General features: G+C 71.4%; 10 protein-coding genes. 2 read left to right on the plus strand and 8 right to left on the minus strand.

Features of this window, described 5'->3' with window-relative positions; genetic code table 11:
* Window positions 1–9: 9 nt before the first annotated feature.
* The 3 genes from AC2XR2_RS03495 to AC2XR2_RS03505 are packed head-to-tail and all read right to left on the minus strand — an operon-like array spanning window position 10 to window position 3,207.
* The gene (locus tag AC2XR2_RS03495; RefSeq protein ID WP_381296063.1) at window positions 10–909 is read right to left on the minus strand and encodes a carbohydrate ABC transporter permease; all 900 of its coding nucleotides are present in this window, start codon (window positions 907–909) and stop codon (window positions 10–12) included.
* The gene (locus tag AC2XR2_RS03500) at window positions 906–1,859 is read right to left on the minus strand and encodes a carbohydrate ABC transporter permease (RefSeq protein WP_381296061.1); all 954 of its coding nucleotides are present in this window, start codon (window positions 1,857–1,859) and stop codon (window positions 906–908) included. The genes AC2XR2_RS03495 and AC2XR2_RS03500 overlap by 4 nt, the downstream gene beginning before the upstream one ends.
* 22 nt (window positions 1,860–1,881) lie before the next feature.
* Window positions 1,882–3,207, minus strand: coding sequence for an ABC transporter substrate-binding protein (locus AC2XR2_RS03505; protein WP_491514216.1), 1,326 nt, complete (start codon window positions 3,205–3,207; stop codon window positions 1,882–1,884).
* Window positions 3,208–3,561: 354 nt separating this feature from the next.
* Between AC2XR2_RS03505 and AC2XR2_RS03510 the strand changes: the two genes are divergently transcribed.
* Together AC2XR2_RS03510 and AC2XR2_RS03515 are read left to right on the plus strand one after the other, a co-directional pair.
* The gene (locus tag AC2XR2_RS03510) at window positions 3,562–4,569 is read left to right on the plus strand and encodes a hydroxyacid dehydrogenase (RefSeq protein WP_491514217.1); all 1,008 of its coding nucleotides are present in this window, start codon (window positions 3,562–3,564) and stop codon (window positions 4,567–4,569) included.
* Window positions 4,570–4,814: 245 nt separating this feature from the next.
* Entirely contained in the window at window positions 4,815–5,780 is a 966-nt protein-coding gene (locus AC2XR2_RS03515; RefSeq protein WP_491518398.1) for a LacI family DNA-binding transcriptional regulator, read from the plus strand.
* 34 nt (window positions 5,781–5,814) lie between these two features.
* Here the strand turns inward: AC2XR2_RS03515 and AC2XR2_RS03520 are convergent, their stop codons facing one another.
* The 5 genes from AC2XR2_RS03520 to AC2XR2_RS03540 are packed head-to-tail and all read right to left on the minus strand — an operon-like array spanning window position 5,815 to window position 12,224.
* Window positions 5,815–6,741, minus strand: coding sequence for a TIGR03619 family F420-dependent LLM class oxidoreductase (locus AC2XR2_RS03520; RefSeq protein ID WP_491518399.1), 927 nt, complete (start codon window positions 6,739–6,741; stop codon window positions 5,815–5,817).
* Between the two features lie 52 nt (window positions 6,742–6,793).
* The gene (locus AC2XR2_RS03525) at window positions 6,794–8,491 is read right to left on the minus strand and encodes an amidohydrolase (RefSeq protein WP_491514218.1); all 1,698 of its coding nucleotides are present in this window, start codon (window positions 8,489–8,491) and stop codon (window positions 6,794–6,796) included.
* A gap of 32 nt (window positions 8,492–8,523) precedes the next feature.
* Window positions 8,524–9,504 carry an ABC transporter permease gene (locus AC2XR2_RS03530; protein WP_491514219.1) on the minus strand — a complete coding sequence of 327 codons (981 nt, stop codon included), beginning with the start codon at window positions 9,502–9,504 and terminating at the stop codon, window positions 8,524–8,526.
* Complete coding sequence (locus AC2XR2_RS03535; RefSeq protein WP_491514220.1) at window positions 9,501–11,186, minus strand: sugar ABC transporter ATP-binding protein; 1,686 nt, start codon at window positions 11,184–11,186, stop codon at window positions 9,501–9,503. The genes AC2XR2_RS03530 and AC2XR2_RS03535 overlap by 4 nt, the downstream gene beginning before the upstream one ends.
* A 9-nt stretch (window positions 11,187–11,195) precedes the next feature.
* Window positions 11,196–12,224: a sugar ABC transporter substrate-binding protein gene (locus AC2XR2_RS03540; protein WP_491514221.1), complete on the minus strand. Its 1,029-nt coding sequence runs from the start codon at window positions 12,222–12,224 to the stop codon at window positions 11,196–11,198.
* Window positions 12,225–12,451 lie beyond the last annotated feature (227 nt).

Consider the following 12,451-nt stretch of genomic DNA (forward strand, 5'->3'; position numbering starts at 1 on the left):
GACGTTCCTTTACTTGAGGCTGCCCATGAGGATGCCGCTGCGCCAGTACTTCTGGAGCGCGAACATGAACACGGCGAGCGGGACGATCGACAGCAGGGATCCGGTGAGGACGAGGGTGTTCATGTCGCGGGAGGTCTGCGCCTGCTGCACCCAGGAGAAGAGGCCCAGGGTCACGGGGAACGAGCGCTCGCCGTTGAGCATGAAGAGGGGGAGGAAGAAGTTGTTCCAGATGTTGACGAAGTCGAGCATGAAGATGGTGATGCCGCCCGTGCGCATCAGCCGGAGCGCGATCGACGCGAAGATGCGCAGTTCGTTCGCGCCGTCGATGCGGGCCGCCTCCATCAGTTCGGTGGGCACCGAGGTGTCGGCGTAGACCTTGCCGAGGTAGACGCCGAAGGGGTTGATGAAGTACGGGATCAGCACCGCCCAGACGGTGTTGGTCAGGCCGATCTCCGCGAAGACGAGATACAGCGGGAAGGCCAGCAGGGTGCTGGGCAGCAGCGAGGCGCCGACGATCATCCCGAACAGAGCGCCGCGGCCCCGGAATCCGTACTTGGACAGGCCGTAGCCGGCGGCGAGTGAGATCAGCGTCGAACCGGCGGCGCCGACCGTGGAGTAGAGGACGGAGTTGAGGATCCAGCGTCCGAAGACACCATCGTGGTAGTCCCAGACGGCCCGGAAGTTGTCGGCGAGGTGGTTCGAGGAGAACCACAGACCGAAGGTGGAGTACAGGTCGGTCTGGCTCTTGGTGGACGACACCAGCAGGAACCAGGTCGGCGCGAGCGAGTAGAGCAGGAAGACGATCAGGAGGCCGGTGGTCAGGGCCACCGCGCGGCGGGTGGGGCGGGCACCGCCCCCGGAGGCGCCGGTGGCCTCGGTGGGCCGGCCGGCCGTGGCGACGCTGCTCATGACATCTTCCTGTTCGTGACACGGTAGAAGACGAGGGCGAGGATGCCGGTGACGGCCGCGAGAACCAGCGACTCGGCCGCCGCGTACTGGTAGTCGCCGGTCTTGAAGGCCCGGTCGAAGATCTCCAGCATCGGGGTGAAGTCGGTGCTGATGGACTCCGGCGCCACATAGCGCAGGAACAGCGGCTCGGTGAACAGCTGGAGGCGGCCGATCAGGGAGAACATGCCGGTCAGCACCAGGATCCCGGTGATGTTGGGGATCTTGACCGACCAGGCGATCCGCCACTCCCTGGCACCGTCGAGGCGGGCGGCCTCGTACAGCTCGCGCGGCAGGGCCTGGAGCGAGGCGGAGATCAGGATCATGTTGAAGCCGATGCCCTGCCAGGTGAGCAGATTCCCGAGCGAGACATAGGTGTTGAGGCCGCCGAAGAAGTCGAAGTGCAGTCCCGCGCTGTCGGCCATGTCGAGGATGGGGCTGGCGGTGGGGCTGTAGAGGAACAGCCAGATCAGCGTCGAGACCACGCCCGGGATGACGTACGGGATCAGCAGTCCCGCGCGGAAGAAGCGGACCGCGCGGGCGGCGATGCCGTCGAGGAGCAGGGCCAGCAGCAGGGAGATGCCGAGCATGACGGTGATCTGAGCGCCGCCGAACAGCAGCGTGCGCAGCATCCCGGTCCAGAAGGTGCCGTCGGCGAGGATCGAGGCGAAGTTGGAGAAGCCCGTGTAGACGATCCTCGTCGGGCCGAAGCCGATGCCGCTGCTCTTCTTCTCGTGCAGGCTCTGGCTGAAGGCGTAGGCGATCGGCAGGACGTAGGTGAGGACGAAGCCGAGGAGGAAGGGCAACAGGAACAGCAGGCCCTTGTAGGCTCCGCGGCTCCCGGTCCGGCGGGGGGAGGTCCGCCGGACCGGGGGGTCGGTGACGGTCTTCGGCGGTCGTGTGAGGGTGGACAAGGCAGTCTCCCGGTCGGATGGGTCAGCCGGCCGCGACGGCCTTGACGCCCTTGTTCTTCAGGTCGGCGAGCACCCAGTCCTGAAGACCCGTCAGCATCGCCTTGACGGTGAGCTGCTTCTTCATGACCTTGCCCCACTGCTTCTGCATCTCGGAGTACATGGCCGCGTAGTCGGGCCCGTACTGCCACTGCTCCCCCACGCGGGACGCGGCGGTCGTGATCACCCGCGCGCTGTCGGACTTCCCGTTGAACATCCCGGTCGGGATGATCTTGTCGACGTACGGCGAGACGTCCTTGACCGCCGGGAAGAGACCGGACTTGGAGGCGGGGTCGGTGAGCGCGGTCAGCGACTCCTTGCTGCTGGACAGCCAGGCCGCGAACTGGGCGGCGCGGTCCGGGTACTTGCAGCCCTTCAGTACGGCGGTGACGTCGAAGTTGCTGGACGTCTGCGGTTTCGCGGGGTCGAAGACCGGCGCGTCGGCGAGCTGCCAATCGCCCTTGGACTTGGGGAAGTTGGTGTCGTAGATCGGCAGTTGCCAGGTGGAGGTGGTCATCATGATGGTCCTGCCGAGGTCCCAGGTCTTGAAGACGCCGGGGTCGGCGTAGGAGGCGTTGGAGGCCAGGTTGTCGTCGACCAGCTGCTGGACGACGTCGGCCGCCTTGAGCGCCTCGGGCGAGGTGAAGCCGATCTTCCAGTGGTCGCCGTCGATCCCGTACCACTGCGCGCCGGCCTGCCAGGACAGGTCGACCAGGGTACTGGGGTCCTCGCCCGCCATGTTGAAGATCTTGACGTTCTTGTCCTTCTTCTGCACCGCCCTGCCCGCGGCGATCACGTCGTCCCAGGTGGTGGGCGCCTTGATGCCGTACTTCGCGAAGAGGTCCGCGCGGTAGGCGGTGAACAGCGGGGAGGAGCCGGTGGGGATGCCGTAGGTGGCGCCCCCGGGGCTCACGGAGTTCCAGGCGGGCGTGGTGTAGCGGGACTTGTAGGGGGCGGCCACCTTCGAGATGTCGGTGAGCAGGCCGTCCGCGGCGAAGTTCGCCAGGTTCATCCCGTCCATCTTCGAAAGACAGGGGGCGTTGCCCGAGGTGACCGCTGCGCGCAGCTTCTGGTAGACGGTGTCGCCGGCCGCGTTGACGAAGGTCACCTGAGTCTCCGGGTGCGCCTTGTTCCACACCGCGACCTGGTCCGAGATGCCCTCGGTCCAGCTCCAGAACTCCAGCTTCACCTTGCCCTGGGTCGTCCCGGCCGCCGAGTCGGTGTCGTCGCCGCCACCGCAGGCGCTCAGGACGAGGGAGAGGGAGAGTGCGGCGGCCGCACCGGCCACGGCTCTCGTACGGATGGTGCTCATCGGTCCTCCGGGAAGGGCGAGGCAGCGCCTGCGGTGGGGAGTGTGGGCGCGGGCGGCTGAAAGGAGAGGGGCAGCGAGGGGGGACGGTTCGATGTTGTGTAACCGTTTGCTGTGGGACGGTAGGACTCCTGAGCTGCTTTCCACAAGAGGAAGGAGCGCGAATGTTTCGTCGGGCTTTCCCCGCAGTAACCTGAAGCGCCCATCTACCTGCGCTTTCTCGATACTCCTCGATTCAGGGGCGCGCGAGAAGGGCTCAGACAGGTTCGACGCGGAGCGTTGACCGGCGGGCCGAACTGTCTCTAGCGTGGAATACGTTTACTGAAACAACGCCCTTCGAGCCGGAGATCCCTGCCCATGCCGCAGCTGCCTCGCGCCGTGTTCGCCATGAACCCGGTGCACCTTCCCGAGCTCTTCCCGCCGCCGCTCATGGCCCGGCTCCGGTCCCTGGTCCGGATCGATCCCGCCCTGGTCGTGCGGGACTTCGGCGATCCCGAGGCGGCGGAGGCCCTGGCGGGGGCGGAGGTGCTGATCACCGGTTGGGGCTGCCCTCCCGTAGACGCCCGGGCGCTCGCGGCCGCGCCCGGACTGCGGGCCCTGCTGCACGCGGGGGGCAGTGTGCGCGACTGGGTCGGCGAGGCGGTGTGGGAGCGCGGGATCGCCGTCTCCAGCGCGGTCGACGCCAACGCCCTGCCGGTGGCGGAGTACACCCTCGCCGCGATCCTGCTGTCCGGGAAGGACGCGTTCCGGTTCCAGCAGCGGTTCCGCGCCGAGCACGCCTTCCCGGCGCCCGGCGACTACGCGGCGGTGGGCAACGTCGGCAGACGGGTCGGGATCATCGGGGCGTCCAGGGTCGGCCGCCGCGTCCTGGAACTGCTCCGGCCCTTCGACTTCGCGCTGTCGCTGTACGACCCCTACGTCGACGCCTCCGAGGCGGCCGCGCTCGGTGCCGCGACCCTGCCGCTGGACGAGCTGCTGCGCACCTCCGACATCGTGAGCCTGCACGCGCCCGACACTCCCGAGACCTACCGCCTGCTCGACCGCCGGAGGCTCGCGCTGATCCCGGACGGCGGAGTGCTCGTCAACACCTCCCGGGGCGCGCTCGTCGAACCCGGCGCGCTGCAGGACGAGTTGGTGAGCGGGCGGATCGGCGCGGTGCTCGACGTGACGGAACCCGAGCCGCTGCCCGCCGACTCGCCCCTGTACCGGCTGCCGAACGTCTTCCTCACCCCGCACATCGCCGGCTCGCTGGGCAACGAGCTGGAGCGGCTGGGGCGCACGGTGGTGGAGGAACTGGCGCTGCTCGGCGCGGGGTCGCCGCTCGCCCACGGAGTGCGCAGGGCGGATCTGGCCCACAGTGCCTGAGCCCTCCACCGACTTCTTCAGAAAACGCTTACTGCTCCCCCTCGCGGCCCGTTTCGGTATCGGGTGGACTCGTGGGAACCGTCCGGTGCAGTAACGTCGAAGCCGTGACGGACGAGGAGACAGCGCCAGTCGGCGCGCCCGGGGCGAAGAAGGCCAAGCGGAAGCGGAAGCCGGCCGACCGGCCCAGCACGATTCGCGACGTGGCCGCGAAGGCCGGTGTTTCCGTAGCAACCGTTTCCCGGACACTGGCGGGCAACTACCCGGTGTCCGAGGACACCAGGCAGCGCGTCATGGCCGCCGTCGACTCGCTCCACTACGTCGTGAACGTCCACGCCAAGGCCCTGTCCGGCCGGGTCGCGGGACCCATCGCCCTGGTCCTGAGCGACATCACCGGGCCCTCCCTCGCCCATGTGGCGGCGGGCGTGGAGGAGGAGGCCGGCAACCGGGGGCGGCTGAGTCTGGTCTGCTCCACCAAGGGCGACACCAAGCGGGAGGACGATCTCGTCCAGCTGATGCGCGAGCAGCACGCGGCGGCGGTCGTCCTCGTCGGCGGCACCGTGACGGACGACGCGTACCACCGCCGGATGGCCGGCTATGCCAAGGCGCTGGACTCGGCCGGCTCCCGGTTGGTGCTGTGCGGCCGGCCGCCGCTGCCCGCGGGGGTGCCGGCGACGGTCGTGGACTACGACAACCGCGGCGGTGCCTTCCAGGCCACCGCGCATCTGCTCACGGCCGGCCACCGGCGGGTCCTCTTCCTGGGGGGCGCGGCGGGCTTCAGCAGCGCGGAGCAGCGGCGCCTCGGCTACCGTGACGCGCTGCGCGCCCACGGCGCGCCCCACGACGAGGAGTTGGACACGACCGGGAACTACACCCGGCAGTCGGGTTACCTGCGCACCCGGGAGGCGCTGCGCACGGGCGTCGGGTTCACGGCGGTGTTCGCGGGGTCCGACATGGTCGCGCTGGGGGCGCTGGCCGCCCTGCGCGAGGCGGGCAGGAGCGTCCCGCACGACGTCTCGGTGGTCGGCTTCGACGACGTCCCCTTCGCCACCGACCTGACCCCCGCCCTCACCACGGTCCGCGTGCCCTACGAGGAACTGGGCCGCACCGCCGTACGTCTCGCCCTGGAGCGGGAGGTCGGCCTCGCCTCCGACAACCACGTGGTGCTGAGTACGCAGTTGGTGATCCGGGACTCGGTGCATTCCGTCGGCTGACGGCGCAGCCGGTCGGCTGAGGGGCGCAGTGCCTTCAGGGCCGCGTCGACCGCTCCACTCTCCGCATGACCTCGCGGCAGAACGCCCCGACGCCGTCCGGCTCGTCGATGAACTGGTTCGGCTTGACGCAGAAGGTGGTGAAGCCCTGCTCCAGTTGTTCCGGTAGGGAGGCGAGGGCCGCGCCGAGGTCGGCCGGGGAGTGGTCGTCGGGGAAGACGGGGTCGGTGCCGCCGATCATCTCCAGGTCGGCGATGTCCCGGCCGGCCGCGGCCATGGCCTCCTCGAGGGTGTGCAGGTCCTCCGGGGTCGGGCGGCCCAACGGGTGGAAGCCGTGGCCGTGTTGGACCAGGCGGCGCAGGACGGGGCCGTGCAGCCGCCGGCCGCCGAACCACAGGCGCGGGCCGTCGGGGCGGTACGCCTTCGGCTCGAAGTACACGTCCCGGAACGGGTAGTGCTCGCCGTCGTGGGAGATCGGGGAGGGGCCCCACGCCTTGGCCCAGACGCTCAGGTGCTCGTCCAGGAGACGTCCGCGCCGGCCGAACGGCACCCCCAGCGCGTCGTACTCGTCCCGGCTCCAGCTGACCGTGGGCTGGACGACCAGGCGCCCCTCGCTGATCAGGTCGAGGGTGCCGAGTTCGCGGGCGAGCAGCAGCGGGTGCCGCAGCGGGGCGAGGACGGCGGCCGCGGCGAGGCGCAGCCGTGAGGTGACGGAGGCGATGGCGGCAAGCAGGAGCAGGGAGTTGGGCCAGGGGGTGAAGGGGTCCTGGTTGCCGGGGAGCGCGTACTCGCGGGGGTTGCCCATGACGCCGGCGGCCGCCGCGTCGGGACCGAGGACGATGTGCTCGCTGACCATGACCGCGTCGAAGCCGGCGTCCTCGGCCTCGCGGGCCCAGCGCACGGCGGTCGGCAGATCGGCCCGGCCGCCGGTCAGCGTCCAGTTCTCGCTGAGGACGAGCAGCATGCGGGGCGGGGTACTGGGGGCCAACTGTGGCTCCTCTTCTGCGTGTTCGGGATCAGCGTTCGTGAACGACGGCACCGTCGAAGACCGTGAGGTCGACCTGGACGTCCGTGATCTCGTGCGGGTCGAGGTCCAGGAGCGGTCGGTCCAGGACGCACAGGTCGGCCGCCTTGCCGGGCTGGAGGGTGCCCTTCCAGTCGTCGGCGAAGTCCTGCCAGGCCGGGGTGGCGGTGTAGGCGCGCAGGGCCTCGGCGAGTGTCACGCGCTGCTCGGGACCGCTGGTGCGGCCGCTGGCCTTGGACTCGCGCAGCAGCATCGCGGCCACGCCCTGCCGCCAGTCGGGCTCGGTGATCGGCGCGTCGGAGCTCGCGCACACCCGGACGCCGGCGTCGATCGCGGTCCGTACCGGCCACTGGTAGGCGGACCGCTCGGGGCCGACGACCTCGTCCATGAGGTCGGAGATGGTCCATTTGATGGCCGGGTTCATGTTGACGCCGTAGCCGTGCGCGGCCAGCTTCGCCAGGCTGCCGGCGCCGATGAAGTCGCCGTGGATGACGTAGTGCCGGGCGTCGGGGCGGGGTGCGGCGGTGTTCGCGGCGACGAAGGCCTCCACCACCGTGTCGATGGCCCGGTCCCCGGTGACGTGCACGCCCAGCTGGAATCCGGCCCGGTGCGCGATGCCGATCATCTCGCGCAGCTCCGCCACCTGGAGGGCCGGTGTGTCGCCGTGCACGCACAGGGCGCCGTGGCCGCCGCCGGGGTAGGGCTCGTTCATCCAGGCCGTGCGGTTCGGGGGCACGCCGTCGGCGAAGATCTTGACGCCGATCGCGTGGAGCCGGCGCGGGTCGGCGGACTCGGGGCGGTGCAGCTCCTCCAGGCCCTTGCGCAGGTCGTCGGCGGAGCCGCCCATGGGAGCGGGGAGCAGCAACACGCTGACCCGGGCGTGGAGTTCGCCTTCCGCCGCGAGTTCGGCGTACGCGGTCCAGTTGTCGGTGCTCAGGCCGCCGAAGAGGGTGCCGGTGCCGCCGGGGCCGAGGCCGGGTTCGGTGTAGCTGGTGATGCCGCGCGCGTGCAGCTCGCGCACCACGCCCTGGATGGCCTGGCGGCGCTGGGCGATGGTCGGGGCGGGGAGCGCGGCCTGCACGAGCCGCTGGGCCGCCTCGCGCAGGATGCCGGTCGGCTCTCCGTCGGCGTCGCGGTCCACGACACCGCCCGGCGGAGGTGTGGTGCCGGCGTCGATGCCGCACCGGCGCAGGGCCTCGGTGTTGGCCCACACCATGTGCGAGGAGAAGTCCGTGAGGCACACCGGGTGGTGCGGGGCGACCGCGTCCAGGTCGCGGCGGTGCGGGAAGCGGCGCGGGTCGGCCAGGCATTCGGCGAGGTAGCCCGGGTCCCAGCCCAGACCGGTGATCCACTCCCCCGGCCAGGCCGCCGCCGCGGCCTGTCGCACCGCGGCGGCGATGTCGGCGATCGAGCCCACGGCGGGGTGGCCGACGTCGATCGCGAACGGCGGTTTCGTCATGCCGTACGCGGCGCCGTGCAGGTGGGAGTCGTTGAGGCCGGGCAGGACGGTCCGGCCGCCGAGTTCGACGAGCCGCGTACCGGGCCCCGCCAGGGCACGCATCTCGGCGTCGCTGCCCGTGGCGAGGATCTCCCTGCCCCGTACGGCGACACCTTCGGTGACCGTGAAGTCGCCGTCGACGGTGAGGACCTGACCGCCGGTCAGGACGAGCGTGGGCGCGGCTTTGCGCATGGGGACCTCTCTCGGAAGGGAACGGGGTGCGGTCAACGGGCGGCGCGGGGCGCGAAGTACGCCAGCGCGGCGCCCGCCACCAGGGCGGTGCCCTGCGCCATCTGCTGCCAGAAGGTGGGCACGTCCAGCAGTGTCAGGCCGTTCTGGAGGCAGCCGAGGAACAGCACGCCGAGCAGGACGCCGAGGATCGAGCCGGAACCACCGGTGAGCGCGACCCCGCCGACCAGTACGGCGGTGAGCACGGCCAGTTCGAACCCGCTCCCCGAGGTCCCGGCGACCACGCTGTCCAGCACGGACGCCTTGATCGCCCCGGCCAGGGCGGCCGCGACGCCCGTGATCACGAACAGCGCGAAGGGCGTACGGCGGATGTCGATGCCGGAGAGGTGGGCGGCCTCCCGGTTGACGCCGATGGCGAAGACGTGCCGGCCGGCCGGGGTGAGCGCGAGGAACAGCGCGCCGGCCACCAGGACGAGCGCGGCGACGACGACCGGTGCGGCGACACCCGCGATCCGCGCTCCGCCCAGCCAGGCGAAACCGGTGCCGAAGCCGCTGAGCGGCAGCGGGAAGAGCTGCTGGGCCAGCCCTCGCACGGCGGTCAGCATGCCGAGCGTGACGATGAAGGCCGAGAGCCCGAAGTAGCAGCACAGGACGCCGTTCGCCGCGCCGACGGCCGCGCCGGCGGCGAGCGCGCCCAGGACGGCGACGACCGGGCTCTGCCCTTGCCCGGCCAGCCATCCGCCCACCAGTCCGCCGAGGGCGAGCGTGGAGCCGACGGACAGGTCGAGGTACCCGCTGATGAGCAGCAGCGCGGACGGCACCGCCACGATGGCCAGGGTGGCGGCGTCGGTGGCGATGCCCCGCAGGTTCGCCGGGTCGAGGAAGCTGCCCGTGGACAGCTGGAAGCCCACCACCATCACACCGAGCACGACGATCAACGGCTGCCGCCGCAGGGTCGTCAGCCCGCCGGAGGCCACGAGACGGGGACGGGTGAGCACGGAGTCGGCGGCGGTCATGCTGCTCCTTCGGCGGAGGCGGCGTGCTGGGTGCGGGTGTTCGGTGCGGGGGTGGCGTCGGTTCCGGTACGGCGGTCGGGACCTGTACCTGGAACCGGCACCTCGTCGGGGTCGCCGTGGTATCCCGTCCCGGTGTCATGGATCGCCGACAGCAGGGCCTCCTCGGTGAGTTCGGTGCCGGAGAGTTCGCCGGCGATCCGGCCCCCGGCGACGATCAGGCAGCGGTCCGCGAGGGCGACGACCTCCTCGGGGTCGCTGGACGCGAACAGGACGGCCGTGCCCCGGTCGGCCGCCAGGGTGGACACGACCTGGTAGATCTCCTGCCGGGCGCCCACGTCGACGCCCTGCGTGGGCTCGTCCAGGAGCAGGACGGCCACGCTCCGGGCCTCGTTGATCCACCGGCCGAGGACGAGTTTCTGCTGGTTGCCGCCGGAGAAGGCGGCGGCGGGGAGCCGGGGGCGGGCCGGTCGCAGGCCCACCGCCTCGGCGAGCGCCCCGAACACCCGGCGCTCGGCGCCCAGGGCGCGGACACCGGCGCGGGACAGGGGCCGTACGGAAGGCAGCAGCGCGTTGTCCTGCGCTCCCAGCACCGGGAACAGCCCCTGGCGGCGCCGGTCGGCCGGGACGAGCGCGATCCCGGCGGCCAGTGCCTGGGCGGGCCGCGCCGGGGTCACGGTACGGTCGCCGACGCGGACCGTGCCGCCTGCGGCTCGGCGTGCGCCGTACAGGCTCTCCAGGATCCGTGTCCGGCCCGAGCCGATGAGCCCGAACAGTCCGACGCGTTCGCCCTCCGCGACGGCGAGGCTCACCGGCCCGAAGCCGGGGCCGTGCAGAGCGTCGACGGTGAGGCGGGGTCGGGCGGAGGAGGAAGTGGAGGCGCGAAGGCCTGCGGTGGCGGGGATCGCAGGCTCAGCGGACGTCCGTCCGGCAGCAGGAGGCTCCCCCGCCGCGCCCCCGCTCGGCCGGCCCGCGATCGCCTCGACCAGTTCGCGTCGTGTCTGTCCCGCTCCGACCGACTGGTGGGTCACCCGTCCGTCGCGCAGCACGGTCACCGCGTCCGCGAGCCGTTCGACCTCCGACAGCAGGTGGGTGACGTAGACGATGGCCAGGCCCTGGGTGCGCAGGTCCTCGACGCGTTCGGCGAGCGCCGCGCTCTCGGCGGTGGACAGGGCGGCGGTCGGCTCGTCGAGGACGAGGACGGCGGCGCTGCGGCTGAGCGCCTTGGCGATCTCCACCAACTGGCGCTGTCCCATGGGCAGTTCGCCGACCAGGTCACGTGGGGAGCAGGTCGCCGCGACCCGCTGGAGCAGACCGGCGGCGACCTCCTCCTGGGCGCGGCGGTCGATCCGGCCGTACCGGGTCCACTCCTGGCCGAGGAAGATGTTCTCCGTGACGGTGAGGGCGTCGACCACGCTCAGCGTCTGGAAGATGATCGCGACGCCCGCGTCGATCGACTCGCGCGGGCTGAGGCGGGTGTACGACGTCCCGCCGACCTCGATCGTGCCCGCGTCCGGCGGGAAGGCTCCGCCCAGGCACTTGATGAGCGTGGACTTTCCGGCGCCGTTGTGGCCGAGCAAGGCGTGGACCTGACCCATCGGCACGGTCAGGTCCACGCCGTCCAGGGCCCGCACGCCGCCGAAAGACTTGCTCAGCCCCCGTACGCGCAGGTTCACCGGTGTCATGGCGGGCTCCTAGGCGTTCTGGGCGAGGAGGTCGTCGATGGCCGCGGTGTCGCCGGGGCCGACCAGGGCGATCGGCACCTGTGCGCCGGGGTCCGCCTTGCCCGCGGCGACCGCGAGGGGCACGTCGACGACGGCGTTCGCGATGTCGTCCGGGGCGAGGGCGGCCGAGGCCCGGTAGAAGGTGCCCTGCTTGATGGCGACCAGGGAGGGCACCGCGCCGTCCTGGCCGCCGACGAAGGTCTTCGCGTCGTCCTTCTTCCGGCCCGCCTGCTGGAGCGCCTTGAACCCGCCGTACGCGGCGGCGTCCGTGACACCGAGGACGAGGTTGAGGTCCGGGTGCTTGGCGAGGATCGCGTTGGTCTTGGCGAGGCCGGTGTCGGGGTCGATGGCCTGTTCCTGGGCGACCACGTCGACGCCGGGGGCGAGCTTGGTGAAGGCGTCGACCATGCCCTTGGTGCGCTCGCGGCCCAGTTCGATGGTGCTGTCGGTGAGGAAGGCGACCTTGCCCCTGCCGCCGAGCTGCTCCGCGGCCCACTTGGCCGCCGCCGTGCCGAGCAGGGTGCCGCCCTCGCGGAAGCTGAACTGGATGTCGGCGCTCTGGTGCTCCAGCGAGCCGCCGTAGGTGACCCAGATCAGCCCCGCGTCGAGGGCTGCCTCGGCGGTCGCCTCGGTGGCCTCGAAGACCATGGGGAAGGAGACGATCGCGGGCACCTTGCGGGCGACCCAGGTGGTGAGGTTGGTGGCCTGGGTGTCGGCGTTCGCCCCGTCGTTGGTGGTCAGCAGGGAGACGCCGTGCTTCTTCGCGGCGGTGGTGGAGAGCTTGACGAGCGTGGTGTAGAGCGGGAGTTGGGTGAAGGGGTAGTCCAGGCCGATCTTCGTCAGGCGGGCACCCGGCGAGGCCGCGGGCCGCGTGGTGGTCGAGGCGGCGGGCGGGGCCGAGCAGCCGGCCGCGGTGAGGGCGGCGGCGACGGCTCCGGAGTACGCGAGGAACTGTCTGCGCGTGGCCGAGGGGACGGTGGCGGACCGGCGTGTGGTCATGGCGGGGCTCTCCGAGGGGCGGGCCCGCTCCCGGCGGGCGTCCGACTGTGCCGAACAGAAAAGCCCCACCGGTCGCGCGCCACCATCCGTACAAATACCGACCCTGCGAGAAGCACGGCCACGCGCCGTCGGACACCGGCCCCGGGAGGTGTACGGCTCCGTCGTGCCCAGTGCGCCGGACGTCGTGCCCAGCGCGCCGGACGTCGTGCCAGTGCGCCGGACGTCTT

This window comes from Streptomyces sp. LS-MS-L19 (assembly GCF_058382285.1).

Coding starts and splice junctions, on each gene's coding strand:
- AC2XR2_RS03530 (WP_491514219.1), bottom strand. CDS start 9,504: ATGACCGCCGCCGACTCCGTGCTCACCCGTCCCCGTCTCGTGGCCTCC.
- AC2XR2_RS03505 (WP_491514216.1), bottom strand. CDS start 3,207: ATGAGCACCATCCGTACGAGAGCCGTGGCCGGTGCGGCCGCCGCACTC.
- AC2XR2_RS03540 (WP_491514221.1), bottom strand. CDS start 12,224: ATGACCACACGCCGGTCCGCCACCGTCCCCTCGGCCACGCGCAGACAG.
- AC2XR2_RS03520 (WP_491518399.1), bottom strand. CDS start 6,741: ATGCTGCTCGTCCTCAGCGAGAACTGGACGCTGACCGGCGGCCGGGCC.
- AC2XR2_RS03495 (WP_381296063.1), bottom strand. CDS start 909: ATGAGCAGCGTCGCCACGGCCGGCCGGCCCACCGAGGCCACCGGCGCC.
- AC2XR2_RS03535 (WP_491514220.1), bottom strand. CDS start 11,186: ATGACACCGGTGAACCTGCGCGTACGGGGGCTGAGCAAGTCTTTCGGC.
- AC2XR2_RS03525 (WP_491514218.1), bottom strand. CDS start 8,491: ATGCGCAAAGCCGCGCCCACGCTCGTCCTGACCGGCGGTCAGGTCCTC.
- AC2XR2_RS03510 (WP_491514217.1), top strand. CDS start 3,562: ATGCCGCAGCTGCCTCGCGCCGTGTTCGCCATGAACCCGGTGCACCTT.